This window comes from Novosphingobium sp. YAF33, from assembly GCF_052113265.1.
Classification (GTDB): Bacteria; Pseudomonadota; Alphaproteobacteria; order Sphingomonadales; family Sphingomonadaceae; genus Novosphingobium.
Window position 1 is genome coordinate 417,830 of record NZ_JBFRCW010000003.1, and the last position, 25,960, is coordinate 443,789.

24 protein-coding genes and 3 tRNA genes are annotated in these 25,960 nt (G+C 64.9%); 7 read left to right on the forward strand and 20 right to left on the reverse strand.

The window, feature by feature from the left end; genetic code table 11:
* Positions 1-100 precede the first annotated feature (100 nt).
* Positions 101-709, reverse strand: coding sequence for a GTP cyclohydrolase I FolE (gene folE / locus AB4Z00_RS09135; RefSeq protein WP_132262257.1), 609 nt, complete (start codon positions 707-709; stop codon positions 101-103).
* Positions 706-2,241 carry a phospholipase D-like domain-containing protein gene (locus tag AB4Z00_RS09140; RefSeq protein WP_442045729.1) on the reverse strand — a complete coding sequence of 512 codons (1,536 nt, stop codon included), beginning with the start codon at positions 2,239-2,241 and terminating at the stop codon, positions 706-708. Before AB4Z00_RS09140 ends, folE begins: the two co-directional genes overlap by 4 nt.
* A 393-nt stretch (positions 2,242-2,634) precedes the next feature.
* Here AB4Z00_RS09140 and AB4Z00_RS09145 point away from each other — a divergent pair, with 393 nt between their 5' ends.
* Positions 2,635-3,240, forward strand: a complete 606-nt coding sequence (locus tag AB4Z00_RS09145; protein WP_132262253.1) for a hypothetical protein — start codon at positions 2,635-2,637, stop codon at positions 3,238-3,240.
* A gap of 158 nt (positions 3,241-3,398) precedes the next feature.
* Here the strand turns inward: AB4Z00_RS09145 and AB4Z00_RS09150 are convergent.
* The 4 genes from AB4Z00_RS09150 to AB4Z00_RS09165 all read right to left on the reverse strand — a co-directional run bounded on the left by AB4Z00_RS09150 (position 3,399) and on the right by AB4Z00_RS09165 (position 4,202).
* Positions 3,399-3,475 (reverse strand) — tRNA-Arg (locus tag AB4Z00_RS09150).
* A gap of 43 nt (positions 3,476-3,518) precedes the next feature.
* Positions 3,519-3,595 (reverse strand) — tRNA-Arg (locus AB4Z00_RS09155).
* A 42-nt stretch (positions 3,596-3,637) separates the two neighbouring features.
* Positions 3,638-3,714 (reverse strand) — tRNA-Arg (locus AB4Z00_RS09160).
* Between the two features lie 44 nt (positions 3,715-3,758).
* Positions 3,759-4,202 (reverse strand): (deoxy)nucleoside triphosphate pyrophosphohydrolase, encoded by a 444-nt coding sequence (locus AB4Z00_RS09165; RefSeq protein WP_442045687.1) that lies wholly within the window; start codon positions 4,200-4,202, stop codon positions 3,759-3,761.
* 100 nt (positions 4,203-4,302) lie between these two features.
* Here AB4Z00_RS09165 and AB4Z00_RS09170 point away from each other — a divergent pair, with 100 nt between their 5' ends.
* Both AB4Z00_RS09170 and AB4Z00_RS09175 read left to right on the forward strand, forming a co-directional pair.
* Complete coding sequence (locus AB4Z00_RS09170; RefSeq protein ID WP_442045688.1) at positions 4,303-4,503, forward strand: Flp family type IVb pilin; 201 nt, start codon at positions 4,303-4,305, stop codon at positions 4,501-4,503.
* 125 nt (positions 4,504-4,628) lie between these two features.
* Positions 4,629-4,820: a Flp family type IVb pilin gene (locus AB4Z00_RS09175; protein ID WP_442045689.1), complete on the forward strand. Its 192-nt coding sequence runs from the start codon at positions 4,629-4,631 to the stop codon at positions 4,818-4,820.
* A gap of 108 nt (positions 4,821-4,928) precedes the next feature.
* On the opposite strand, the gene AB4Z00_RS09180 is transcribed toward AB4Z00_RS09175, so the two are convergent.
* The 4 genes from AB4Z00_RS09180 to AB4Z00_RS09195 all read right to left on the reverse strand — a co-directional run bounded on the left by AB4Z00_RS09180 (position 4,929) and on the right by AB4Z00_RS09195 (position 9,490).
* Positions 4,929-6,434, reverse strand: coding sequence for a M48 family metalloprotease (locus AB4Z00_RS09180; RefSeq protein ID WP_442045690.1), 1,506 nt, complete (start codon positions 6,432-6,434; stop codon positions 4,929-4,931).
* A gap of 79 nt (positions 6,435-6,513) precedes the next feature.
* A complete protein-coding gene (locus AB4Z00_RS09185; RefSeq protein ID WP_442045691.1) occupies positions 6,514-7,392 on the reverse strand; it encodes a tyrosine recombinase in 879 nt (292 codons plus the stop codon).
* Between the two features lie 5 nt (positions 7,393-7,397).
* Entirely contained in the window at positions 7,398-9,320 is a 1,923-nt protein-coding gene (locus tag AB4Z00_RS09190) for a hypothetical protein (RefSeq protein ID WP_431568005.1), read from the reverse strand.
* Positions 9,317-9,490, reverse strand: coding sequence for a hypothetical protein (locus AB4Z00_RS09195; protein WP_166675155.1), 174 nt, complete (start codon positions 9,488-9,490; stop codon positions 9,317-9,319). The genes AB4Z00_RS09190 and AB4Z00_RS09195 overlap by 4 nt, the downstream gene beginning before the upstream one ends.
* A 58-nt stretch (positions 9,491-9,548) precedes the next feature.
* On the opposite strand from AB4Z00_RS09195, the gene AB4Z00_RS09200 reads away from it, so the two are divergent.
* The 3 genes from AB4Z00_RS09200 to AB4Z00_RS09210 all read left to right on the forward strand — a co-directional run bounded on the left by AB4Z00_RS09200 (position 9,549) and on the right by AB4Z00_RS09210 (position 12,977).
* The gene (locus AB4Z00_RS09200) at positions 9,549-10,136 is read left to right on the forward strand and encodes a shikimate kinase (RefSeq protein ID WP_132262242.1); all 588 of its coding nucleotides are present in this window, start codon (positions 9,549-9,551) and stop codon (positions 10,134-10,136) included.
* Positions 10,127-11,239, forward strand: a complete 1,113-nt coding sequence (gene aroB / locus AB4Z00_RS09205; RefSeq protein WP_132262240.1) for a 3-dehydroquinate synthase — start codon at positions 10,127-10,129, stop codon at positions 11,237-11,239. The genes AB4Z00_RS09200 and aroB overlap by 10 nt, the downstream gene beginning before the upstream one ends.
* A 343-nt stretch (positions 11,240-11,582) precedes the next feature.
* Positions 11,583-12,977 (forward strand): peptide MFS transporter, encoded by a 1,395-nt coding sequence (locus AB4Z00_RS09210; protein WP_442045692.1) that lies wholly within the window; start codon positions 11,583-11,585, stop codon positions 12,975-12,977.
* A 125-nt stretch (positions 12,978-13,102) separates the two neighbouring features.
* On the opposite strand, the gene AB4Z00_RS09215 is transcribed toward AB4Z00_RS09210, so the two are convergent.
* From AB4Z00_RS09215 to gor, 10 genes are all read right to left on the reverse strand, one after another.
* Complete coding sequence (locus AB4Z00_RS09215) at positions 13,103-13,885, reverse strand: thioesterase family protein (protein WP_442045693.1); 783 nt, start codon at positions 13,883-13,885, stop codon at positions 13,103-13,105.
* Positions 13,885-14,256, reverse strand: a complete 372-nt coding sequence (locus AB4Z00_RS09220) for a tRNA-binding protein (protein WP_442045694.1) — start codon at positions 14,254-14,256, stop codon at positions 13,885-13,887. The genes AB4Z00_RS09215 and AB4Z00_RS09220 overlap by 1 nt, the downstream gene beginning before the upstream one ends.
* Positions 14,257-16,281 carry an ATP-binding protein gene (locus AB4Z00_RS09225; protein WP_442045695.1) on the reverse strand — a complete coding sequence of 675 codons (2,025 nt, stop codon included), beginning with the start codon at positions 16,279-16,281 and terminating at the stop codon, positions 14,257-14,259.
* Complete coding sequence (locus AB4Z00_RS09230; protein ID WP_442045696.1) at positions 16,282-16,533, reverse strand: hypothetical protein; 252 nt, start codon at positions 16,531-16,533, stop codon at positions 16,282-16,284. It lies immediately after the preceding gene.
* Positions 16,530-17,582, reverse strand: coding sequence for a biotin synthase BioB (gene bioB, locus AB4Z00_RS09235; RefSeq protein ID WP_442045697.1), 1,053 nt, complete (start codon positions 17,580-17,582; stop codon positions 16,530-16,532). The genes AB4Z00_RS09230 and bioB overlap by 4 nt, the downstream gene beginning before the upstream one ends.
* Positions 17,583-17,671: 89 nt before the next feature.
* On the reverse strand, positions 17,672-19,822 hold the full coding sequence (gene scpA / locus AB4Z00_RS09240; RefSeq protein WP_442045698.1) for a methylmalonyl-CoA mutase: 2,151 nt from the start codon (positions 19,820-19,822) through the stop codon (positions 17,672-17,674).
* Between the two features lie 50 nt (positions 19,823-19,872).
* Positions 19,873-20,310, reverse strand: a complete 438-nt coding sequence (gene mce / locus AB4Z00_RS09245; protein WP_442045699.1) for a methylmalonyl-CoA epimerase — start codon at positions 20,308-20,310, stop codon at positions 19,873-19,875.
* Positions 20,307-21,488, reverse strand: a complete 1,182-nt coding sequence (gene bktB, locus AB4Z00_RS09250) for a beta-ketothiolase BktB (protein WP_442045700.1) — start codon at positions 21,486-21,488, stop codon at positions 20,307-20,309. Before bktB ends, mce begins: the two co-directional genes overlap by 4 nt.
* 264 nt (positions 21,489-21,752) lie before the next feature.
* A complete protein-coding gene (locus AB4Z00_RS09255) occupies positions 21,753-23,279 on the reverse strand; it encodes an acyl-CoA carboxylase subunit beta (protein WP_132262222.1) in 1,527 nt (508 codons plus the stop codon).
* A gap of 327 nt (positions 23,280-23,606) precedes the next feature.
* Positions 23,607-24,953, reverse strand: a complete 1,347-nt coding sequence (gene gor, locus AB4Z00_RS09260; protein WP_134092703.1) for a glutathione-disulfide reductase — start codon at positions 24,951-24,953, stop codon at positions 23,607-23,609.
* 243 nt (positions 24,954-25,196) lie between these two features.
* Here gor and AB4Z00_RS09265 point away from each other — a divergent pair, with 243 nt between their 5' ends.
* On the forward strand, positions 25,197-25,844 hold the full coding sequence (locus AB4Z00_RS09265; protein ID WP_314463364.1) for an alpha/beta hydrolase: 648 nt from the start codon (positions 25,197-25,199) through the stop codon (positions 25,842-25,844).
* The last annotated feature ends 116 nt before the right edge of the window (positions 25,845-25,960 follow it).

Consider the following 25,960-nt stretch of genomic DNA (forward strand, 5'->3'; position numbering starts at 1 on the left):
AGCCCCCTGCGCTGCGGAAGCGGGGATAATTGGGTTCGGACGGCTATCCCGAACGTTGGCACCGGACAAGGCCGCGCTCAGCGTGGCCGAAATGCCCGGCTCAGTAGCCCATCAGGCTGAGCACTTCCTTGCGGCTGCGTTCGTCGTCGAGGAAAGTGCCCATCATGCGGCTGGTGATCATGCTGACGCCCGGCGTACGCACGCCGCGCGCAGTCATGCAGGCATGGCTGGCCTCGATCACCACCGCCACGCCCTGCGGCTGGAGATGGTCCCAGATGCACTGCGCCACTTCGGCGGTCAGCCGCTCCTGGATCTGGAGACGGCGCGCGAAACCGTGCAGCACGCGGGCCAGCTTGGAAATGCCCACGACATGGTCCTTGGGCAGATAGGCGATCGCCGCCTTGCCGATGATCGGCGCCATGTGGTGTTCGCAGTGCGACTGGAAGGGAATGTCCTTCAGCAGCACCACTTCGTCATAGCCGCCCACTTCCTCGAACACGCGGCTGAGGTGGATCGCCGGATCCTCGCCATAGCCCTGGCAATATTCCTTCCAGGCGCGGGCCACGCGCTTGGGCGTATCGATCAGCCCTTCGCGCGCGGGATCGTCTCCGGCCCACTCGATCAGCGTGCGGATGGCCTGCTGCACATGGTCGGGGACGGCCGGCTTGCCCAGCGGGTTGTCCTCGTCGGGACCGTCAAGGCTGCTCATCCCTTCTTACTCCTTCGCAATCTGTCCATGAGGCGCAGCCGCATGAGCTGCCCCTTGCGGCGGAAGAGACCGCGCCGCTCGATCGGCTCGAACATCTCTCCGGGTCGTTCCGGGTCGAGCAGAGCACTTTCACCCAGCGCTCTTTCAGCTTCGGAGAGATGTTTCAAGGGCAAGGGTTCCAGATGTTTGCCCGTGGGCACAAGGCTTTCGACCGCCGCCAGCATCGAGCCATGGCGATCCAGCGCCTCGGCGATGGTCTCTTCGGTCACGCCGCAATGCTCGGCGAGCAGGCGATGGCGCAAACCCGCGATCGCCGGCGAGACATGGGCGTTGGCAGGCCGCGCCGCATCGATGAAGACATCGCATTCGGAATCGAGCCCCATCGAACGGTTGTTCATGTTGGCCGAACCCACCCGCAGCACTTCGTCATCGATGATCATGAGCTTGGCATGGACATAGATCGGCGTGCCGTCCGCGGCGACCGGGTAGTAGATGCGGAAGCGACCGGCATGGTCCGCCTCGCCCAGCGTCCGCACCAGTTCGACGCGTGCGGTATCCATAGCCACCTGCTCCAGCCAGCCGTCCGCCGTCAGCGGATTGACGATCAGGAACTCCGGCGGATCGTCTTCCAGCAGCCGTTCGCAGATCGCCTCGGCTATCGCGCGCGAGGCGAAATACTGGGTTTCGGCGTAGACGAAGCGGCGGGCGCGGCGGATCTGCTCCACGAACAGGGCCTCGATCTCGCTGACCTGGGGGCACTCGCCATATTCGGCGCGGGTCCGGGCAATGCCGACTTCCACATTCTCGAATTCGGCGCGGAGCTTGTCAGGCCAGGGGCTGAAGTCCTGCGGCACGCAAGGCGCGATCTCCGCACCGCCCGCAACCTTCCAGCGCTCGCGCCCCAATTCGCCCAGCGCGGCGGCCACTTCGCCCTCCATCACCATCGTCACGTCGTGCCAGGGGCCATAGAGCCCTCCGGTCGGGCGGCGGCGCCGAGGGTCCTTGGGCAGATGATCCGGCGTGTCCCAGCGATCGGAAGTCATGTCGATACCACCGCACGCCGCGAAGACATCGTCCACCACCACGATTTTCTGATGGTGACTGCAGCCGATCGGATGCGCGCCGTCGAACTTGAAATCGATTCGCGCCTGCAACGCCCAGCGGATCAGATCGAAGACCATCGTCCCGCGAAAGAGCGACTTCACCAGCGAGATGTTCCACTTGAGCAGCAGGATCTCCAACCGGGGGTTCGACTTGACCAGCCAGATGATGAAGGAACCGAGCCGCGCAGGAAATTTCTGGCGCCGCCCGCGTTGCCACCAGCGGCGGCCCGAGGCGAGCAGGATCCGCGAATCGAAATCCCAGCCGATCAGGAAGATGCGTTGCCGGGCTTCTTCCATCACGCCGCGCATCAGTTCGAAATAGTCGGCCGCGTCGATCACCACATAGGCGCGCTTCGCCATGGCGTAGCGCCAGACCGATGGCGAAGCCGCTGGGTCCTGGCCTCCACCGTTAGCCGAGTTTTGTATCATCACTTACCTTGCTGGATCAGCCGTCGCCCGCGATCAAGGGTTGAGATCGAGGGATGTTCCGAAGGGCATTTGTCCGACATGTGACACGACCTGCCGCCCCTGAAACCTGCGAATGGCCGATTTCCGCCACTTCACCGTAAAAAAGAGCCGCTTTGACGGTTGATCCGGCACCGTTCAGCGGCCATTCCGTTGCAAGTGTGCAACATGCACCGTCAAAGTCCGTTCCTTCCCAGTGCTAACCCACGCGGAACGGGCTTCCAACTTTCGGGTTGGAACAAATCGTCCGGGTCGTGAATTTTCCGGACCACCATTCACGCTTCCGCAGCGATTACGCGTCGGAAGCTTCCGAGCCGGAACCGTTGGGTCGGTTCCCGCATCGAGAAGGAGTATGCCATGAAGAAATCTCTCATCGCCGCCGCGATCGCCGCCGCGACCTTGTCCCCGGTGACCGTCATGGCTCAGGGCACGGCTGCTGCCGCCACCGCCGCCCCGACGGTAGGTGCCAAGGTCTATGCCCCCGATGGCTCCGAAGTCGGTACCGTGGAAGCGGTCCAGAACGGTGTCGTCACCGTGAACACCGGCACGGCCCGCGCCGGCCTGCCCGGTACCGCTTTCGCCATGCGCGAAAAGGGCCTGACCATCGGCATGAACAAGGCCGACCTCGAAGCCGCCGTGAACGGCGCCAAGGCTGAGAGCAGCGCCGAACTCGCCACCGCCTTCGTGGCCGACAAGCCGATCAAGAGCAGCGACGGCGTCGTTCTCGGCACCGTGAGCAAGGTCGAAGGCGACGACGTCTTCGTGGCGCTCAACAACGGCTCGGTCGCCCAGCTCAAGAAGTCCTACTTCGGGCTCGGCGCGGACAAGTCGCTGACGCTCGGCATGACGTCCACGGCGTTCAACTCGCAGCTGCAGGCCAGCGCCGGCGGCCAGCCGGGTGCGGATGCCCAAGCGGCTCCCTCGGCCACTGCCGCCGCAGGCGAGACCCCCAGCGGCCAGTAATCGCCTGAGGGCAATCTGATCGAAAGGCCGGGAGCGCAGCTGCGTTTCCGGCCTTTTTCGTTTCAGCCTGCTCCGGCCTCTCAGCCCGCCTGGCATCGCGAATACGAAAAACCCCGCTGGAGCCAGGCTCCGCGGGGTTTTCAGTGCGTTGGTGCAAGTGGTGCGCCCGGAGCGATTCGAACGCCCGACCCTCAGATTCGTAGTCTGATGCTCTATCCAGCTGAGCTACGGGCGCACAATTTGCCCTATGTAGTGCCATTCCCTGCCGAAGGAGAGAATGGTGCGCCCGGAACGATTCGAACGTCCGACCCTCAGATTCGTAGTCTGATGCTCTATCCAGCTGAGCTACGGGCGCAAATGTCATTCTCCAACCAAAGACCATGCCCCCGAAGGAGAATGGTGCGCCCGGAACGATTCGAACGTCCGACCCTCAGATTCGTAGTCTGATGCTCTATCCAGCTGAGCTACGGGCGCGTTGGAGAGGCGCCAATAGGAGCGCTTCGCCTTGCCGTCAACGCCTATATCGCGTTCTGCGCCAAGATTGTGGATAAGGCCGCGGCGAGCGGATAGTCGAGCGGCGGCATGTCGAGACCCGGGATCTCGCCGGGCATGTACCAGCCCAGCGCTTCGGCCTCATGGGCCTCTGGCTCGCCCTCCCAGGCACGGCACGCATAAAGAAGAATGACGATGGCACGGCCGCCCCCACCCGCGCTCTCCGCCCTGGCCTTGAGCGCCTCGTCGCCGGACGGCAGGCTCCCCGGCCCGCTCGCGAAGCCCACCGGCATGAGCGCTTCCGGCGCCAGCGCCACGCCCAGCTCTTCATGCAGCTCTCGCGCGGCAGCCATCTCGGGCGTCTCGCCTGCCTCGACTTTGCCGCCGGGGAACTCCCAGAGCCCGCCGTGTTGCGACGCCAGAGGCCGCTGCTGCATCAGCACGCGCCCGTCCGCGCGTAGCAGAGCCACGGCGACGACCAGCAAGGGTGTAAGGAAATTTTCCAGGGAAACCCCCTCCTTTAGGAACTCTTTAACGCTAAGCCGCTAATTCAATCAATGATTGGGGGCATTGCAAGTATTCATGACAGAATCATCATTCCTTGCCCGCCTTCTTCGAGATGAAGATGGCGCCACTGCAATAGAGTATGGCCTGATTCTGGCCATGATCGTGCTTGCCATGTTTGTAGCGCTCAACAGCCTCGCCTCGGAAACGATCGCTTTGTGGACCTCTGTCAACGACAAGTCGACTGCAGCGATTTCAGGTCAGTAATTACTTTCTCTGTTTAAGTTTTTTTCAACACTTCTTCGCTAGATAACAACCGTCCAAAGCGCCGAAGCGAGTGCCTGGCGGGGCGGACCGGGTACACAAGACTGCTTTCATTCAGGAGACATGACATGAAGTTTCTCGCCAAGCTGCGCCGCAACGAAGAAGGCGCCACCGCAATCGAATACGGCCTGATCGCCGCTCTGATCGCCGTCGCCGCGATCGCCGCCATGCAGGGCCTGGGCTCGCAGCTGTCGACCACGTTCGGCACGGCGACCGAAAAGATGGCCGAAAGCAACACGTCCACGGCGCCCAACCCCTAATAAAATAAAGCCACACTCCGTGTGATCTAAGGGCGGCAGGAAAACCTGCCGCCCTTTTTGTTTGGACGTCGCAAATAGAAGTCATTACCGAGCGCGCTGACGGAAAGATCAATACGTCACCAGCTTCACCCTCTGCCCCGGAGCCAGCCGCGCACCGCTCCCCAGTCCGTTGAGCACCAGAAACCGCCCCACGGCCCCATCGCTGTATGCCATGCGCGATGCCAGCGACTGCACGGTGTCGCCAGCCTTTACAGTCACGACCGCCAGCCTTCGCGGCTTGACCTGGCCTGCATCGCCTGCGGAAATCCGGCGCATGCTCTTGAACATCGCGTTGAACGCGCCCGCGCCGCCGACGCGCGTGATCGTCAGGAAGTGATAGGCCTTGCCGCCRCCGAAGTCGTAGGCGAACACGGCCACATCCACCGGACCGCTGGACGCCTGCACTTGCGCCACGCCATAGGCCGCCGGAATGCCGTTCACGTTCGCGCTCTCGATGCTGGACGGCACGATCCGCGCCTGCCCTGATTCGGTGAGGCTGGAAAACACCGTCTGGATATAAGCGTCCAGCCCCGTCCCCATCGGACCGCCCGAGAACTGCGCCTTCCCCGAATCGCCGTTGATCGAAACCGCCTGGGTTCCGTTCACGAGGTAGAACCCCTCGGGCGCCTGGAACGCCAGACGCAGCTCGGGATGGGTGAAACGGTTGCCGTCGATGATTCCCTGCTTGGGATCGTCGCCGTAGACCAGACCATCGATCCGGGTGAGAAATTCGTCGCGGTTGGTCATGCCCGGCGCCGATGCGCCTGCCTGGGCCTGCGCATCGCGCACGCGGGAAGCCGGGTCCGGGTGCGTCGAGGCCCACTGCGGAACCTGATTCGATGTGCCGCGCAATTGCGCCTCCAGGGCCGTCTGGCGCGCGAGGCTATCCAGCACGGTCGCCATGGCCCGCGGATCGTAGCCCGCCCGCTTTAGGTAAGTGATGCCAAGCCGGTCCGCTTCCAGCTCCTGACTGCGCGAATATTTCAGCGTCAGCATTTGCGAGCCCTGTGAGGCCAGTTGCTGCCCCAGCCTGCCGAAAGCGCTGTCCCCCAGCAGGACGCCCGACAGCAAGGATCCCAGTACGCCCAGCAACTGGTTGCGCGAGGCGGCTTCCTGTCGCTTGGCCGAGTGCCGCGCAGCGACATGACCGACCTCATGCCCAAGCACCCCGGCCAGTTCCGCCTCGTTGTTCATCAGGGCCGTGAGCTGGCGGGTGACGTAGATATAGCCGCCCGGGATCGCGAAGGCATTGTTCACCGGCGAGTTCAGCAACGTGACGGTAAAGTCGCCGCGCGCGTTCGAAAGGCCGGACTGGATGGCGATGTTCTTGCCGACCTGCTCGACATAGCTGGCCTGAGGGCCGGTCACGGCGCCGCCGAATTCGGCGAGGAGATCCGGGTGCGCCTTGGCGCCTTCCGCCTTGTCGGCACGGCTGATGGCGTTGACAGTGGCCGGACGGGCCGCGGCGGCCACGGCAACACCTGTCGTGCTTGGCGCCAGGGCCAGCAGCGCGGCGCCCGCGCAAGTCGCGGCGAAAGTGCCCCTGAGCGCCCGAACCGGTTGGTATGCAGACATCTTCTTCCCCTCGGACGATGGCAATTCTTCGCGTTTCTCCCGTGAAGCAACGGGAAGGATAATGCGAGGTTCCCTCCGCTCAGCCGCGCGCCAGTGGATGGCGCGCGTTTACCAGCGCCACCAGCCGCGCGCTGTCGACATGCGTGTAGATCTGGGTCGTCGCGATATCCGCATGCCCCAGCAGCATCTGCAGAACCCGCAAGTCTGCCCCGCCTTCGAGCAGATGCGTCGCGAAGGCATGGCGCAGCACATGCGGCGACACGCGCGTGGGATCGATCTCCGCGCGCACCGCCAGCGCCTTCAGCAATTGAAACAGGCGTACCCGCGTCAGATGGCCGCTTTCCCCGATGGAGGGGAACAGGAATTTCGACGTGCCGCGTCGTACCGCCAGCCACCGAGAGAGCACCATGCGCGCACGGCCGCTCACCGGCACCATGCGCTGCTGCCCGCCCTTCCCCGTCACATGCAGGAAAGGCGCATCGCGCGGCACCGCGGCGACCGGCAGCGAAACGAGTTCGGTGGCCCGCAGGCCCGAGCCATAGAGCAATTCCAAAAGCGCCAGCAGCCGCACTGCGTCGGAGCGCTCCCCCGCCGCCTCTGCCTCGGCCGTGGCCAGGAACCGCTCCACTTCCGCATGCGAAAGCAGACGCGGCAAGGGCCTGCGCGTGCGGGGACGCGGCAGCGAACCCGAGGGATCGTCTGCACGCAGGCCCTCGTCCACCAGGAAGCCATAGAATTGCCGGAGCGCCGAACAGCGGCGCGAAAGGCTGGATGCCGCGAGCCCGGTCCAGGCCTCTCCCAGCCCGGCCAGCGAATCGCCGTCGGCAGCGGCAAGATCGCCCAGCACCGCCTCGGCGGCCGCAAGATCGCGCCGATAGGCGGCGAGCGTGTTGGCCGCGGCCCCGCGTTCGGCCGCCAGCATCGCCAGGAACCGTTCGGCGTGGCTTCCGCCCGCCATCCCGGTCAGGCCCGAGCCACGGCTTCCGCGGCGATCATCCGCGCCTCGGCATCGAGGCCGACCGTGCGAAGCGCAGAGACGATGTGGTAGAGGTAACGCGGCGTCATCCGCTGCCAACTGCTGCCCTGCATGCCGAGACCGACAAGCAGGGCGACGCTGGCGGCATCGCCGTCCGTGGCCGCCTTGTCGATGGCGGCGGTGAAACGGGTCGCGCTGTCCAGCTGCATGCCCCAGTCGCCCGAATAGCGCGAGGCCGCGCCTTCATCGATCCGGCCCAGTCCGGCAAGTCCGGCGACAAGGAAAGCGCTGCGGCGCTTGTTCTGGCTGTCGTCGGCCCCGTAATAGGTATCCACCGCGCCCGAATCCACGGCCCGGATACGGCCCGGCGCAGCGAGCGTCAGCAGGCCCCAGCCCTCGCTGCCCGACGCCACGATCGGCGACCAGGCCAGCGCATTGGTGTCGTAACCCGCCGAAAGCATCGAGGCGATCAGCGCAGCGGCATCGTCCTCCATGTCCTTGCTCGGCGCGATGCGCGCTGCGGCTGCGGCGGTCAGCACCTGGCGGGCATAGGCAGCCTCCCCGGTCGTGCCGGTCCAGAGGTTCTGCATCGCGGAAAGGCGCGCGCCGGGCGCTTCCAGCGTATAGGCATCGCGCAGGCTTTCTGCGCGCTTCTGCCATTCGCCGGTCACTTCGGGATCGGCATAGACCTGCGAATAAAGGTCGACCATCGCGGCATTGGAAAGCACGCCGCTGGCCGCCGCCCGGTCGGCGGCAATGGCCCGGCGCTCCAGGCCGACCATCGGCGCAAGCGCGGTGGCATAATCGTACATCCGCCCGGCGCCGGACATGGCGCTATCGGGCGGGGTGAGCCCGACGCCGATCGCCAGGCCGTAGCGCCAGGGCGTCATCGTATCGACGCCGTCCCACTCGATCGTCACGGCCTTGCGTGAGCGTCCCGCAGCGCCGGCGTACTTCTGCGCGAGCAGCGAATCGATCCGTGGCATCTTGCCGCTGACGCGGGCCCGCTCCAGCCGGGCGAGCGCGGCGGCGCCGCTGCCCCGGAAGGCATCGCAGATCGACTGCGCGGCGCTCCATTCGGCAGTGTCGTCCTGCATGCCCTGGATCGAGAGCACCGGGCACATGCCGGTGAAATCGGCCGTGCGCTGGTAGATGTCGAAGGCCTCGCGGGTAATACCCGGCGTGAAGTTCGAGATATCCAGCCCCTGCAGGACCGCGCGGGCGGCATCCGTTTCGCCCATCCGAATCAGCAGGCCTACGCGAAGGCCGAGGAATTGCTGCGGGCTCATGCCCGGCGGCGCCTGGAGCCGCGAGGCGAGCGCGCGGCGCAGCAGGATATGCCCCCAGCGCGAGACCAGCGCCCCGCGATTGGCGGCGATGGCGGTCTGCACCAGATAGGGGTTCTGGGCGGAGAGCGAAGCTGCGGCCATCCCGCCCTCGCTCTCGTCGACCAGACCGATCTGCTCCATCGAGCGGCGAGCGCCCGCCGGCATGTCGAGATCGAGCTTGTCGGTCAGCAGCTGTTCGAAGGCCTCGGGCGACATGCCCTGCAGTTCTTCAAGCGTGGGCATGCGCGTGAGCGTGCTCTTGCCGCTGGCGTCGGTCGTCACGAAGCCGCTGGTGGGGAAGCTCGGCGCATCCTCCACCGGCAATGCCTGGATCACCGGGGTCGAAACCGAGCGCGGCGCGCTCGACGGCGATGCCGGTGCGGCAACCGAAGGGCTTGCCGCCGGGCGGCTGGAAGGCCGCGGCGGCGCAGCAGGCGCGGCGCTGGGTGTTGCGCGCGCGGGCGGTTCGTCGAACATCTTCGGCAGCAGCGATTCGGGCGCATCCTGCGCCACTGCCCATACCGAAGTCAGCGCCAGCGAAACGCCGGCCAGCAGATGCCAGGACCGTACACCCAGGCTCATCGGGGCAGCTCCGGCACCGGAATCGGCTCGACGATATCGCGCACCGGCGAACGGCCGCCGTCCGACCATGCCCAGGCGCCCAACAGGACCGCCCCCAGGACTGCCACCGGAGCGACGATGGAAACGGCAGCCACGCCTGAGAACTTGCGCCTGCGTTTTTGTATCGTCACTCGCCTTCCTTCACCGATGCTTGCGCTGCGACCTAGCGCAACTATAGGCGATGGAGCAATGGACGTTCAACAAACCCGGTTTTCCGCGCAGGAAATTGCCGCACTCGCGCGGCGTATCGATCGCCCCATCGTGCTGGTGGGTATGATGGGCGTGGGCAAGTCCAGCGTGGGCAAGCGGCTCGCGACGCTTCTCGAATGTCCTTTCGTGGACGCCGATGAGGAAATCGAGCGTTCCGCGCAGATGACCATCCCGGAAATCTTCGAAACCTACGGCGAATCCTACTTCCGCGACGGCGAGCGCCGGGTGATCTCCCGCCTCATCGAATCCGGGCCGGATTCCAGGGTCGGACGCTGCGTGATCGCCACGGGCGGCGGCGCTTTCTGCAACGAGATCACGCGGCAGCTGATCCTGGACAAGGCCATCACGGTCTGGCTCGACAGCGAAGTGGAAACCCTGGTCGAGCGCACCGCGCGCAAGGACAACCGCCCCCTGCTCAAGGGCGGCGACCCGCACGAGATCCTCGGCAGGCTGCGTGACGACCGGCGGCCGCACTATTCGCAGGCCCCGATCCATGTGCTCAGTCACAGCGGGCCGCACGTCCAGACGATCAACAACGTCCTGCAGGGAATTTCGCAATGGCTGTAATCCCCGTCGATATCGCCGGCCGCCCTTACGAAGTGCGCGTCGGCGCCGGCCTCCTGGCCGAACTGGTCCCGCAGTGCCGCGGCCTCCTGCGCAAGCGCGGCGTGCCGATCATCACCGACGTCAATGTCCACGCCGCCTGGGGCGCCGTGGTAGAGGCCAGCCTGCGCGAAAACGGCCATGAGCCGCACTGGCGCATCCTGCCCGCCGGAGAGGCCACCAAGTCCTGGGAAGAACTGGCCGCCACCGTGAACTGGCTGCTCTCGCTGGAAGTGGAGCGCGGCGATCACATCCTCGCGCTGGGCGGCGGTGTCATCGGCGATCTCACCGGCTTCTGTGCCGCCGTGCTCAAGCGCGGCTGCAAGTTCATCCAGGTGCCGACCACGCTGCTGGCCCAGGTCGATTCGAGCGTGGGCGGCAAGACCGCGATCAACACGCCCGCCGGCAAGAACCTCGTCGGCGCCTTCCACCAGCCTTCGCTCGTCCTGGCCGACCTCTCCGCGCTGGAAACGCTGCCAGAGCGAGACTTCCTGGCCGGTTATGCCGAAGTGGTGAAGTACGGCCTCATCGACGATGCCGACTTCTTCGCCTGGTGCGACACCAACGCGGCCGCCATGATCGCCGGCGACAGCCAGTTGCGCGAATATGCCGTGGCCCATTCCGTGGCGAGCAAGGCCCGCATCGTTGCCGAGGATGAGTTCGAGACCACCGGCAAGCGCGCGCTGCTCAATCTCGGCCACACGTTCGGCCATGCGCTGGAGGCCGAGACCGGCTTTTCCGACCGCCTGCTCCACGGCGAAGGCGTGGCGCTCGGCATGGTGCTGGCCGCACGCTATTCCGCGCGCCGCGAACTCATGCCGCGCGCCAGCGCCGAGCATATCGCCCGTCATATCGGGGAGATCGGCTTGCCTGCCGGGCTTGCGCGGCTGGGTCTGGACTGCGACGGCGCCCGCCTGGTCGATCACATGCTTCATGACAAGAAGATGGACGCGGGCACCCTGCCCTTCCTGCTGCTCAAGGGAATCGGCCAGACCTACCTCGACAAGCAGGTGTCGCTGGAGGACGTCGCCGCCTTCCTCGACGAGGAACTCGCCCGCCCGGACTGATCGGCCTTCGGCGCATATCCGCGCCCGACCGACTGATTTCACGCGCAAATGTTCCGATGTCCCGTGCCTCGCGCGCGGTGACTGCCGAAACCCGATGCCTCTCCGCACGTTCTGACTCTGTCCCGCCACGCGGGAATGTGGCGCCGATCGCAAACCCTTTTTTGGGAGGTCCGGGGGCGTACGGGAAGGCGACAGGTCGATCGGGTCTGTCGCCTTTTCCCGTTTGGAGAGAGGCGCTTGGGCCTCGCGGGCCGCGCAATCCTTTGCCTGACGTGACATTACCATGACGCGCCACTATGGTGCGCGCTTGGATAACAAAAGTACCGGGCCGCACCAGACCGCCATGACACTTTCCGAAGCCACTCCCGAACTCGACTTCCCCGAGGAAATCGAGCGCAACGACCGCGCATTCCTGGGCCACCCCAAAGGCCTGGGCTATCTCTCCTTCGTCGAGGGATGCGAGCGCTTCTCGTACTATTCGATGCAGACCCTGCTCGTGCTCTACATGGTGAAGTACCTGCTGCTGCCGGAGAACGTCGGCAAAGTCGCCGGCCTGTCCTGGCTGCGCGGCTGGCACTACGCCGGGCTGGAGGGACAGCCGCTGGCTTCGGCGATCTTCGGTGACTACACCTCGCTCGTCTACCTGACCCCGATCCTGGGCGGCATCGTCGCGGACCGCTGGCTGGGCCGCAAGGCCACGCTGATCGCGGGCGCCGTGGTCATGTCGCTCGGCCACTTCCTCATGGCGTTCGAGGGCATGTTCCTCTTCGCGTTGATCTCGCTGGTGGTCGGCGTCGGCCTGTTCAAGGGCAATATCGCCAGCCAGGTCGGCGAACTCTACAAGCCCGGCGATTTGCGCCGCGCCATGGCGTTCCAGATCTTCTACATCGCCATCAACGTCTCGGTGATCGTCGCGCCGCTGATCGCGGGCACGCTGGGCGAGGAAGTGGGCTGGCACTACGGCTTCGGTACGGCCGGGATCGTCATGGTGCTGGGTCTCGTCATCTATCTCAAGGCCGGGCACTGGCTGCCCGCCGACAACCGCGCGGCCAAGGGCGACAAGACACCCCGCTCACGTCTCGCCCGCGGAGACTGGCCGCGCCTCGGCGCGCTGGCCGTGCTGGTGCCGGTGCTCGCCATCGCGATGATGACCAACCAGGAGATCTTCAACGCCTATCTCGTATGGGCGGACGCCAAGTTCCAGCTGACCTTCTTCGGCACCACCCTGCCGACGAGCTGGATGATCACCGTGGATGCGACCCTCAGCTTCTCCATGCTGGTGGCCGTCGCCGCCTTCTGGAAGTGGTACGCAGATCGTACCGGCCGCGAGCCCGACGAACTGGGCAAGATGATCATCGGCTCGGTCTTCTCGATCATCGGCGGGTCATGCCTGGTCATCGCCGCCGCAACGGCAGGGGACGCCAGGATCGGCCTGTTCTGGCCGGTCATGTTCCACTTGTTCAATTCGATCGGCTTCGCGCACATCATGCCGGTAAGCCTCGCGCTCTTCACCAAGATCGCGCCGCGCGCGCTCAACGCGACGGTCGTCGGCATCTATTATCTGGCCTTCTTCGGCGCCAACAAGATCGTGGGCGAAGTGGGCGGCTGGTATTCCTCGATGGACACCRTGTCGTTCTGGCTGATCCACGTCGCTGCCGCGGCCGTCGGCCTGATCGCGTTCTCGGCCTTCAAGATCGCGCTGGGCAAGACCCTGGCAGGTGAGCCGGCGCCCGCCTGACAAGGCGGGATCGCCCCCGACCTTCGTCATCGCGCACTCAGCGAAGCGATCCAGGGCGGTTTACGCCGCTCCGGATTGCTTCGTGGGCCGCGCCTCCTTGCAGGTGACGAAATGGGCTGGGCAACTCAGCCGAACACCGCCACCGACTGCATCCCCGCAATCACCGGCGCGCCCGCAGCGCTCCACTGGAGAATATGCTCACTGGCCCCGCCGTCCCGCGCAAATGCGCTGGTGGTGCGCAGCAGCCACCAGCCGTCCTCGGTGACCGGCGCAGGTTCCAGCAGATTGATGTGCCAGTGCATCGAACTGATCGGCACGCGGAAATTGAGCAGCGGCAGCACCGCCGTCGGCAAGGCATCGCCGACCAGCACCGCTTCCAGCGCCGGATCGAGGCCGTCGCGCTCTTTCAGCCGCACCCACCAGCACATATCCGCCTCGCCCAGCGCCGATTTCGGCAAGGCGAAGCGCGCATCGAAGTTTCGCTTCAGAAATTCGGGCGCCACGTCCAGCGGCACCGGCCTGGCATCGGCCACCGGGTTCACGCCCTCCGGCATCGGATAGCCGGCGATATCCGCCGCGCTCTCGATCTGGCGCATGAACACGAAGCTGGCGGCGAAACCCACGCCCTTCTCGTTCGCAAGCTCGGCGGCAACCCAGGTGGCATTGCGCCCCTTGCGCACGACCCGCGCCCGCGCTTCCACGCGGCCAGCCAGCGGCGCGATCATCGCGAACTGGCCGGAACGCAGCGGCGGCAACTCGGGATCGAGCCGCTGCGCCGCCGCCAGCGCAACCGCCGAAGTCAGCCCGCCGTAAGCGGTGCGGCCCTGAAGCCAGTCTTCAGTGATATCGAAAACGAAACCGCCCTCGATCTCCTCCGCGCTCGCCAGAAGCGCGCCCAACCCCGTCATCAGAACAACCTCGAACCGTTGGGCACCGGCTGGTCCGGCGCGAAAAGGACCACCCGGCCCTCCTCGTCCGCGAAGCCGAGCGTCAGCGCCTCCGACACGGCCTTGCCGATCTGGCGCGACGGAAAGTTCACGACCGCCGCCACCTGCCGCCCGATCAAATCTTCGGGAGAATAGAGCGCGGCGACTTGCCCCACGCTCTTCCTCTCACCAACGCCAGGGCCGAAATCGATCCGCAGCTTCAGGCTCGGCTTGCGCGCGCCCTCATAGACTTCCGCCGCGACGATGGTGCCGACGCGGATGTCCACTTTCAGGAAATCGTCGAATCTGACTTGCTCGGCCGCGGGCGCGGCGGGGTCGTGGTCCAGGTGCATTTATTCCATTTCGAGGATGACGGCGTCCACCGCAAGGCTTTCGCCTGCCTTGGCATTGACCGCCTTCACCACGCCTGACTTCTCGGCGCGCAGGATGTTTTCCATCTTCATGGCTTCGACGACGGCCAGCGGCTGGCCGGCCTCGACCTTGTCCCCCTCGCCCACATGAAGCGCGACGAGCAGGCCCGGCATCGGGCAGATCAGGAACTTCGAGAGATCCGGCGGGATCTTTTCGATCATGTGCTTGCTGAGCGAAGCCACGCGGCTGGGCAGGATCTGCACATTGTGGATGCAGCCGCGCGTGGTCATCCTGAGGCCCGTGCGCGTCGGTGCGACGCGGATGCCGATGGCCTCGCCATCGATCTCGGCCTCGATCAGCCGGTCACCGGGGGTGTATTCCATCGCCAGTTCGACAAAGGCGCCGTTCACCGTAACGTCCTCGTCATCGATGACGACTTCGTAGGCCGCCTTGTCGATGGTGACGGTCCATTCCGAGGGCGGCGACAAACGATGCGGCGCCAGTTGCCCGTCGACCCGGCGCGCCCGGTCCGCCCGCGCGGTGGCGACGAAAGCGGCGACGGCAGCCAGCTTGCCCTTCAATTCCTCCGACGCGGGGGCGCCGGTGAAGCCCTCGGGATATTCCTCGGCAATGAAGCCCGTGGTCAGCTCGCCCGAGCGGAAGCGCGGATGCTGCATGATGGCGGAGACGAAATCGATGTTGTGGCCAAGGCCCTCGATCTCGAACAGGTCGAGCGCGGCCACTTGCTTGTCGGCGGCTTCGTCGCGCGTTTCGCCCCAGGTGATGAGCTTGGCGATCATCGGATCGTAGAACATCGAGACTTCGCCGCCTTCGTAGACGCCGTCATCCACGCGGATGCCATCGATGCCGCGGCGGCCGTTCTCGGCGCCGTCGTCGTCCCAGCCGTCCACCGGCGGCTGATAGCGCACCAAGCGGCCGGTCGAGGGCAGGAAACCGCGATAAGGGTCTTCGGCATAGACGCGGTTCTCGATGGCCCAGCCGTCGATCTTCACGTCCGCCTGCGTCATCTCCAGCTTCTCGCCCGCGGCAACGCGGATCATCTGCTCGACAAGGTCGACGCCGGTGATCGCCTCGGTAACCGGGTGCTCGACCTGAAGACGGGTGTTCATTTCGAGGAAGTAGAAGCTCTCGCCGGTCGCATCCGCGCCCGAGACGATCAGTTCGACGGTGCCCGCCGAATAGTAGCCCACCGCGCGCGACAGCGCGACGCACTGTTCGCCCATGGCCTTGCGCATCGCCGGGGTGACGAAGGGCGACGGCGCTTCCTCCACCACCTTCTGGTGGCGGCGCTGGATCGAGCATTCGCGCTCGTTCAGGTAGAGGATGTTGCCGTGCCTGTCGCCCAGGATCTGGATTTCGATGTGGCGCGGGTTGAGAATGAACTTCTCGATGAAGACGCGGTCGTCGCCGAAGGAATTGAGGCCCTCGCGCTTCACGGACTCGAAGCCCTCGCGCACGTCCTTTTCGTCGTAGGCCAGGCGCATGCCCTTGCCGCCGCCGCCCGCGCTGGCCTTCATCATCACCGGATAGCCGATCTCGTTCGAGATGCGCACGGCGTGTTCGGTGTCCTCGATCTCACCGACGAAGCCGGGGACCACATTGACGCCGGCCTGCTTGGCCAGCTTCTTGGACTCGATCTTGTCCCCCATCGCGGCAATCGCGCCAACGGGAGGCCCGATGAATTCGATGCCCTCTGCCGCCAGCGCTTCGGCGAAGGAGGTACGCTCGGAGAGGAAGCCGTAACCGGGGTGCACCGCTTCGGCGCCGGTCTGCTTGCAGGCCTGGATGATCTTGTCGGCAATCAGGTAGGACTGCGCAGCGGGCGCGGGACCGATGTGGACCGCCTCATCGGCCATCTGCACGAACGGCGCGCGGGCATCGGCGTCGGAATAGACGGCGACGGTCTGGATGCCCATGCGGCGCGCGGTCTTGATCACGCGGCAGGCGATCTCGCCCCGGTTTGCGATGAGGATTTTCTTGAACATCTACGCAGACTTCCCTCGAAGAGATCGAATAGAGATAAGAATGAAGGCCACGAGCAGCCCACCAGCAAACGCTACCGGCTTAACCGAAACGTCATCGTTCATTCCGGATGCGAAAATAACAGAGCCTCCTGCGGCGGTAGAAATCGCCGCCAAGACACCCAACAACATCAATCTCGAAGAAAGCTGCTTTGCCCTGAGGGCCGCCGCCGCCAGAAGAACGACGGTAACCGACAAGGCAATCCAGATGCTCACTCGGCCGCTTCCAGCTTCGCGCAGCCCTTGGGCATGCGCTGGGCTTCGACTTGCGCCTCGGTCAGTTCGATGGCCATCGGCTTGATGCCGAGGCGGGCGAACATAGCGAGGTCGTTGTCGTCGCCTGCATTGGGGGCGGTGAGCAGCTGGTCGCCCGTGAAGATCGAGTTCGCGCCCGCCATGAAACACATTGCCTGCGTCATTTCCGACATCGATTCGCGACCCGCCGAGAGGCGCACCATCGACAGCGGCATGGTGATCCGCGCCACCGCCACGGTGCGCACGAATTCCACGTCGTCGATCTTGGCGAGCGGGGTATCGGCCAGCATGTCGCCCAGCACGGTGCCCTTCACGGGAACCAGCGCGTTGACCGGCACCGACTGCGGGTGATCCGGAAGGGTCGCCAGCGTGTGGACGAAGCCCACGCGGTCGGCACGCGTCTCGCCCATGCCGACGATGCCACCGGAGCAGACGTTGATGCCCGCCATGCGCACGTTCGACAGCGTGTCGAGGCGGTCATCCATCGTGCGCGTGGTGATCACCTGGTCATAGCGCTCAGGCGAAGTGTCGATGTTATGGTTGTAGTAGTCGAGCCCGGCGTCGGAGAGCATGTCCGCCTGATCGGGCGTCAGCATGCCCAGCGTCATGCAGGTTTCCATGCCCATCGCGCGCACGCCCTTCACCATCTCGATGATGGCGGGCATGTCGCGGTCCTTGGGGTTGCGCCAGGCGGCGCCCATGCAGAAGCGGGTGGAGCCCTGATCGGCCGCCTGCGCCGCGCGCTGCAGCACCTGCTGCACTTCCATCAGCTTGGTCGCCTTGACGCCGCTGTTGGCCGAAACCGACTGCGAGCAATAGCCGCAGTCTTCCACGCAGCCGCCGGTCTTGATCGAGAGCAGCGTGGAAAGCTGCACTTCGTTGGCCTTGTGGTTGGCACGGTGCACTTCGGCCGCGCGGAACACCAGTTCGGTGAACGGCAGGTCGAACAGTGCCGCGATTTCCTCACGGGTCCAGTCGGTACGGGGGCTGATGGAAGGGGTTTCGGTCATAGTCATTCCTCAGGCAGTGCGCGCGGGATGACGCGCGGCCAAACCCCGGTCATAGGGGCAAGCGCGGCGTCGATCCAGCGTGACCATCCTTATTCCGCCGCTTCCAGCGAAGAACCGAGCGGCGGCATGTTGTGGCCGAGCAGGCGCAGCACGTCCGCCGCGCATTCGACGACGTTGGTGCCGGGACCGTAGATGCCCTGAACGCCGGCGTTACGCAGGAACTCATAGTCCTGCGGCGGGATCACGCCGCCGGCGATCACCTTGATATCGCTCCGGCCCGCTTCGCGCAGTTTCTGGATCAGTTCAGGGATCAGCGTCTTGTGACCGGCCGCAAGGCTGGACGCCCCAACCACGTCGACCGCGCTGTCCAGCGCGAGCACCACGGTCTCCTCGGGCGTCTGGAACAGCGGGCCCGAAACGACGTCGAAGCCCATGTCCCCGAAGGCCGAGGCGATCACGTTCGCGCCGCGATCGTGGCCATCCTGACCCATCTTGGCGACCAGAACCTTGGGCTTGCGGCCCAGACGACGCTCCACCGCCTGCACGCCGTCCAGCACCTGCTGCCAGCGGCTGTCGCCCTCGTAAGGTGCGGCATAGACGCCCTTCACCGGGGTCGGCTGAGTGCCATAGCGCTGGAAGCTGTCCTCCATGGCCGAGCTGATCTCGCCCAGCGTGGCGCGGGCGCGGGCGCACTCGACGGCGAGCGCGAGCAGGTTGTTCTCGATGCTGGACGCACCTGCCGCGCCGTCGCGCAGCGCCTTCAGAGCGGCCTGACACTTGGCCTCGTCACGCTCCGCCTTCATCTTGTTGATGCGGGCGATCTGGCCTTCGCGGACCTTGGCGTTGTCGACTTCCAGCGTCTCCAGCAGGTCTTCGCTGGCGAGACGGTACTTGTTGACGCCGACGATCACGTCCTCGCCCCGGTCCACCCGCGCCTGACGGGCGGCGGCGGCGGTTTCGATCATCGCCTTGGGCCAGCCTGCCGCGACGGCCTTGGCCATGCCGCCCTCTGCCTGCACGCGCTCGATGATCTCCCAGGCCTGGTCGACCAGCTGCTGCGTCAGCGATTCAATGTAGTAGGACCCACCCAGCGGATCGACGACATTGCACATGCCGGTCTCTTCCTGGATGATGATCTGCGTGTTGCGTGCGATGCGGGCCGAGAAGTCGGTCGGCAGCGCGATCGCCTCGTCCAGCGCGTTGGTGTGCAGCGACTGGGTGCCGCCCAGCATCGAGGCCATGGCCTCGATCGTGGTGCGGATGACGTTGTTGTAGGGGTCCTGCTCCTGCAAGCTCACGCCCGAAGTCTGGCAGTGGGTGCGCAGCATCTTCGAACGCTCGTCCTTGGCGCCCAGCTCCGTCATCACCCGGTGCCACAGCACGCGCGCGGCGCGCAGCTTGGCCACTTCCATGAAGAAGTTCATGCCGATGGCGAAGAAGAACGACAGCCTCCCTGCGAACTTGTCGATATCAAGGCCGGAGGCCACGCCGTACTTCACGTATTCCGCGCCATCCGCGATGGTGAAGGCCAGTTCCTGCACCTGTGTCGCCCCGGCTTCCTGCATATGGTAGCCGGAAATCGAGATCGAGTTGAACTTCGGCATCTCGCGGCTGGTATAGCCGAAGATATCCGAGATGATCCGCATGCTGGGCTCAGGCGGGTAGATGTAGGTGTTGCGGACCATGAACTCCTTGAGGATGTCGTTCTGGATGGTCCCGTCGAGCAGCTTGCGGTCGACGCCCTGCTCTTCACCGGCAACGATGAAGAAGGCCAGGATCGGGATCACCGCGCCGTTCATCGTCATAGAAACCGACATCTTGTCGAGCGGAATGCCGTCGAACAGGATCTTCATGTCCTCGACGGAATCGATGGCGACGCCCGCCTTGCCCACATCACCCACGACGCGCGGGTGATCGCTGTCATAGCCGCGATGAGTGGCAAGGTCGAAGGCGACCGAAAGGCCCTTCTGGCCCGCCGCAAGGTTGCGGCGATAGAAGGCGTTCGATTCCTCGGCAGTCGAAAAGCCCGCGTACTGGCGGATGGTCCAGGGCCGGCCGGCATACATCGAGGCGCGCACGCCGCGCGTGAACGGCGCGAAGCCGGGAAGGCCGGGATCGACGCTCACGTCCTCGGCAGTGTAGAGCGGCTTCACCGCAATACCCTCGGGCGTGTTCCAGGTCAGGTCCCTGCCCTTGACCTCCTTGTCGGCGGCTGCCTTCCAGTCGTTGATGTCTGCCATTGTCCGCATCCCTTTCGGCCCGCTTCATTGCGGCGGGCCGCAGTCTTTTCTCAGTGAGCGCCCTTGGGCGTTTCCATGATCTCGGTAAGCTGACCGCCCATGTCCCTGGGGTGGACGAAGAAGATCAGCGTCCCATGCGCGCCCACGCGCGGCTCACCCAGCACGCGTTTGTCCAAGCCTTCGAACCAGGCCTTGGCGGCATGAATGTCCGGCACTTCATAGCAAATGTGGTGCTGCCCCCCGAGCGGGTTCTTCTCCAGCCACTTGCCCACGGCCGAGTCCGGCGCGGTCGGCTGGAGCAGTTCGATCTGCGTACCTGCCGTGCCACCCTCGCCCGGCGTATTGACGAAGCAGACGCGAACCTGCTGGCTTTCGAGCACGAACGGCTCGGTAATATCGGTAGCGCCCATCACCTCGCGATAGAACGCAATCGAGGCGTCAAGATCGGGCGTGGCGACGCCGATGTGGTTGAGACGACCCAGCTTCACGCCACATTCTCCAGCACCAGAGCGATGCCCTGCCCGCCGCCGATGCACATGGTAACGAGGCCGTACTTCCCGCCGGTGCGCTTCAGTTCATACATGCACTTGATGGCGAGCATCGTGCCGGTGGCGCCGACCGGGTGACCGATGGAGACGCCCGAACCGTTCGGGTTCACCTTTTCAGGATCGAAGCCCAGCACCTTGGAAACGGCGGCGGCCTGTGCAGCGAAAGCCTCGTTGCTCTCGATCACGTCGATCTGATCGAGCGAAAGGCCCGCGCGCTTCAGCGCCACCGGGACGGCCTTGATCGGGCCTTCGCCCATGTAGGCAGGCTCGACACCGGCATGGCCCCAGGCGACGATCTTCGCCATCGGCTTCAGGCCGCGCTTCTCGACTTCGGAAGYGGTCGCCAGCACCACGGCAGCGGCGCCGTCGTTGATGCCCGAAGCGTTGCCAGCGGTGACCGCGCCGTCCTTCTTGAAGGCAGGCTTCATGCTCGCCAACGTCTCGGCGGTGGTGTCGGCGCGGACATGCTCGTCGATGTCGAAGACGGTGACGCCCTTGCGGGTCTTCACTTCGATGGGAAGAATCTGGTCCTTGAAACGGCCTTCCGCGATGGCGCGGGCGGCGCGCTGGTGGCTGGTCGCGGAAAGCGCGTCCATGTCCTCGCGGGTGACGCAGTGGCGCTCGGCCACGTTCTCCGCCGTGATGCCCATGTGATAGCCGCCGATGGCATCCGACAGGCCGACGGTCAGCGCGTCTTCCTGCGTGTTGGCGCCCATCTTCTTGCCCCAGCGTACGCCGTGGTCGTGATAGGGCACGTTCGACATCGATTCCGCGCCGCCGGCGACGGTGATCCCCGCCTCGCCCAGCTTCATCATCTGCGCAGCCGAGACGATTGCCTGCACGCCCGATCCGCACAGGCGGTTGAGCGTCAGCGAGGGCACTTCGAACGGCACGCCGGCATTGAGGCCGATCACGCGGCTGAGCATCTCGTCCTTGGCGCTGGTAGGCATGACCTGGCCGATGACGATATGGCCGACGTCCTCAGGCGAAACGCCCGCGCGGGCCAGTGCCTCGGTCACGACCTTGCCGCCAAGGTCGGACGGCATGAACGACTTCAGCGAACCGCCGAAGTCACCGACTGCCGTGCGCACGCCGCTGACGATGTAGATGTCTTCCATGACCTGACTTCCAATCCCTTTTATTTGCGACGAGGAGTAAGCTTCAGCCCCAATGCTCGATGATGCTCTTCACAAGAAAAACGCCACAAAGAACCGCAAAAAATACATTCATACCCAGCGCCAACCAGAATCTAACGGGCTGCCGGACACGGGAAACATCCGATCCATATCTCATGCGCGTAGTTCCAGCGGTGACACCTCGAAAAACTTCGTAGCTGAACAATACGACGCCCAAGACGAACAGCAGGGGCAGGAACTTCTCCATCAAAGCGGAATGTTGTCGTGCTTCTTCCAGGGGTTTTCGAGGCTCTTGGTCCGCAGCTTGCGCAGGCCCAGCGCGATGCGCTTGCGGGTCGAGTGCGGGTAGATCACCTCGTCGATATAGCCCCGGCTCGCCGCCACGAAGGGGTTGGCGAAGCGGTCTTCGTATTCCTTGGTCTTCTCGGCGATGCCCTCGGGCGAGAGGCCGCGGAAGATGATCTCCACCGCGCCCTTGGCGCCCATCACCGCGATTTCCGCAGTCGGCCAGGCGTAGTTGAGATCGCCGCGGAGGTGCTTGGACGCCATCACGTCATAGGCGCCGCCATAGGCCTTGCGGGTGATCACCGTGATCTTCGGCACGGTAGCCTCGGCATAGGCGAACAGCAGCTTGGCGCCGTGCTTGATGATGCCGTTGTGCTCCTGGTCGGTGCCCGGCAGGAAGCCCGGAACGTCCACGAAAGTAATAATCGGGATGTTGAAGGCATCGCAGAAGCGCACGAAACGCGCGGCCTTCTTCGACGAATTGATGTCGAGCACGCCCGCCAACACCATCGGCTGGTTGGCGACGACACCCACGGTCTTGCCCTCGATGCGGCCGAAACCGACGATGATGTTGCCCGCATGGAGCGGCTGAACCTCGAAGAAGTCACCCTCGTCGAGCGTCTTCCGGATCACCTCATGCATGTCGTAAGGCTGGTTGGCCGAGGGCGGGATCACGGTGTCGAGGCTTTCCTCGGCGCGGTCCCAGGGATCGGCGCAAGGACGCTCGGGCACTTCCTCGCGGTTGTTGAGCGGCAGGAAGTCGAAGAAATCGCGTGCCGCCAGCAGCGCCTCGATATCGTTTTCCAGCGCGAGGTCGGACACGGACGTCTTGCTGGAGTGCGTGATCGCGCCGCCCAGTTCTTCCTGCGTGACCACTTCGTTGGTGACCGTCTTCACCACGTCCGGCCCGGTAACGAACATGTACGAGCTGTCCTTCACCATGAAGATGAAGTCCGTCATCGCCGGCGAATAGACCGCGCCGCCCGCGCAGGGACCCATGATCAGCGAAAGCTGCGGCACCACGCCCGAAGCGAGCACGTTGCGCTGGAACACTTCGGCATAACCGCCAAGCGAGGCCACGCCTTCCTGGATGCGCGCGCCGCCGGAATCGTTGAGGCCGATGACGGGCGCGCCGACCTTCATCGCATTGTCCATCAGCTTGCAGATTTTCTGCGCGTGACGGTGCGACAGCGAACCGCCGAACACGGTGAAGTCCTGGCTGAACACGAAGACGAGGCGGCCGTTGATGGTGCCCGATCCGGTGACGACGCCGTCGCCGGGGATACGCTGGCTTTCCATGCCGAAGTCGGTGCAGTCGTGTTCGACGTAGAGGTCGAATTCCTCGAAGCTGCCTTCGTCCAGCAGAATGTCGAGGCGTTCGCGCGCGGTCAGCTTGCCCTTGGCATGCTGCGCGGCAATGCGCTTTTCACCGCCTCCCAGCTTCGCTGCGTCGCGGCGCTTCTCCATTTCGGCGATATTGGCTGACATCCGGGTTCCCTTGGCAAGTGACCTTGGCGGCACGAATTATTGCCCCTGCTAGGCAGGTCGAGGGGGGAAGGTCAATAGTTTTAAGTGATCGGTTAAATGACAAAAGTGGCAGGTTCGCGCGGATTTCGCCCCACCGATGTGTTTGGGTGCGGTTCGATCGTCCCGGCGCGTTATCGCGCTGCCGCGGGGTTTTCCCGGCCTGACCGGCAAACGAAAGGCGCCGCGACCGAACCGACGGTGGCGACGCCCTTTCGTTCCGCCTTGGCGGATCGGCCGACAGATTGCGGCAATGACCGCGTGGCGGGCAAAGCCGCCCGCCCGGCCGCCTTATTTCATGAGCACCAGTTCCTCCGACATGGTCGGGTGAACGGCCACGGTAGCGTCGAAATCGGCTTTGGTGAGCCCGGCCTTCACCGCAATCGCGGCGGCCTGGATGATCTCCGGTGCGTCAGGCCCGATCATGTGCAGGCCGACGACCCGGCCGGTCGTGCCTTCGCAGACCATCTTGTAGAGCGAGCGCTCGTTGCGGTGCGCCATGACGTTCTTCATCGGCCGGAAGTCGCTGGTGTAGATCTCCACCGATCCGAGTTCCTGCCGCGCCTGCGCTTCGGTCATGCCCACGGCGCCGATCGGCGGATGGCTGAACACGGCCGAGGGAATGCAGGCGTAGTCGAGCGTGGTCGGCTTGTTGCCGAATACGGTATCGGCAAAGGCCTGCCCCTCGCGGATCGCCACCGGGGTAAGCTGCACGCGGTTGGTGACATCGCCCACGGCGTAGATGTGATCGACATTGGTCCGCGAATGCTCGTCGACCCGGATCGCGTTCTTGTCATCGAGCGCGACGCCGACATTCTCCAGCCCCAGCCCCTCGACATTCGGCACGCGGCCGGTGGCGAAGAGGACGCAGTCGACCTCGAGAGGCTCGTGGTTGGTCATCGTGACGGTCAGCGAGCCGTCGGCATTCTTCTCGATGCCGCTGAAATCGGCATTGAAACGGAAATCGATGCCCTTGGTGAGCGAGATCTGCAGGAGGCGATCGCGCATGCTTTCGTCATAACCGCGCAGAAGCTGGTCGGAGCGGTTGATCAGGGTCACCTTCGAGCCGAACTGGTGGAAGATGCCGGCAAATTCATTGGCGATATAGCCAGCGCCCGCGATCAGGATGCGCTTCGGCAATGCGTCCAGATGGAACGCCTCGTTTGAGGTGATGCCCAGTTCGTGACCCGGGCAGGACGGCACATGGGGCCGCGCGCCGGTGGCGACGAGGATGACTTTCGCGGTCTTCTTCGCGCCGCTCGCCAGCGTGATCTCGTGCGGGCCGGTGATCGTGGCGCGCTCGTGGAAGATCTCGACCTTGTTGTTCTCCAGGGTCTGCGTGTAGATCCCGTTGAGCCGGTCGACGTCGCCCAGCACGTTGTCGCGCAGCTTCACCCAGTCGAAGTGGCAGGCCGGGATTTCCCAGCCAAAGTGACGGGCATCTTCCAGATCCTCGGCGAAATGGGCGCCGTAGACGAGCATCTTCTTGGGCACGCAGCCCCGGATGACGCAAGTGCCGCCGACCCGGTACTCTTCCGCCACCGCCACGCGCGCGCCATGCGCCGCTGCGATCCGGCTGGCGCGGACGCCGCCCGATCCGGCGCCGATGGTGAAGAGATCGTAGTCGAATTCTGACATGCACTTGCTCCTGCTGCGCCGGCTTGCGTCCGGGCACGGCGCATATGGGGCATGGTGCCTTCGATTGCCAACGGACGTTTTGTCGGAACACGGCCTCCGTTGAGCGCAAAGATATTGTCAACTAAAAGAGTTGAGTTTATCGGAGTCGCATCACGTTCCGCATACCTACAGGACAGCCTGCGCCAGCGGACATCGGCAAAAGCCCCATTGCGGGCCTACTCCTAGTTTCGGGAGACGAGCGAAATGGCAAAGACGAACCAACATCCCACCTCCCCGCAGGAGCCTCTCGTGCTTCTGATCCCCGGTCTTGACGGCAGCGGGCCCGGCCACTGGCAGCGCCGCTGGGCCGAGGAGATGGACAATGCCCAGATGGTCGACCTTGGCCTATGGGAAAAACCGCATCGCAATACCTGGATCAACCGCCTGAACCTCTCGGTCCAGCGCGCGGGTCGGCCGGTGGTGCTGGTGGCGCATAGCCTGGGATGCCTGCTCACGGCCTGGTGGGCGAAATTCGAACAGCCTGCCTGGTCCTCGCCGGTGATCGGCGCCTTGCTGGTCGCCCCGCCGGAAGTGGACTTCTTCCCGCGCGACGACCGGCTCAACGGCTTCGCGCCGACGCCGAGCGACGAACTGCCCTTCCCCTCGATCCTCGTGGCCAGCCGTAACGACCCGTGGATCGGCTTCCCCACCGCCCGCCTGCTGGCACGGCAATGGGGCAGCCAGTTCGTGGATGCGGGCGATACCGGCCATATCAACGCGGATTCGAAGATCGGCAGCTGGGAGGACGGCAAGCAGTTGCTGCGCCAGTTGGCCGGAGGTGCCGCTTCGCCGCAGCCTGCGCACACGCCGCTTCATGCGGATTGGTCGGAAGGCCTTGAATACCGTTCCTGAAGCACGAATACCGTTCCTGAAGCGCACAGGCCCGGGAATGGAGAACGGGGCAGGTCGCCATGCGGCCTGCCCCGTTTCTCATGAAGCCGGAATTTCAGGGGGCTTTGTCTCGGCCC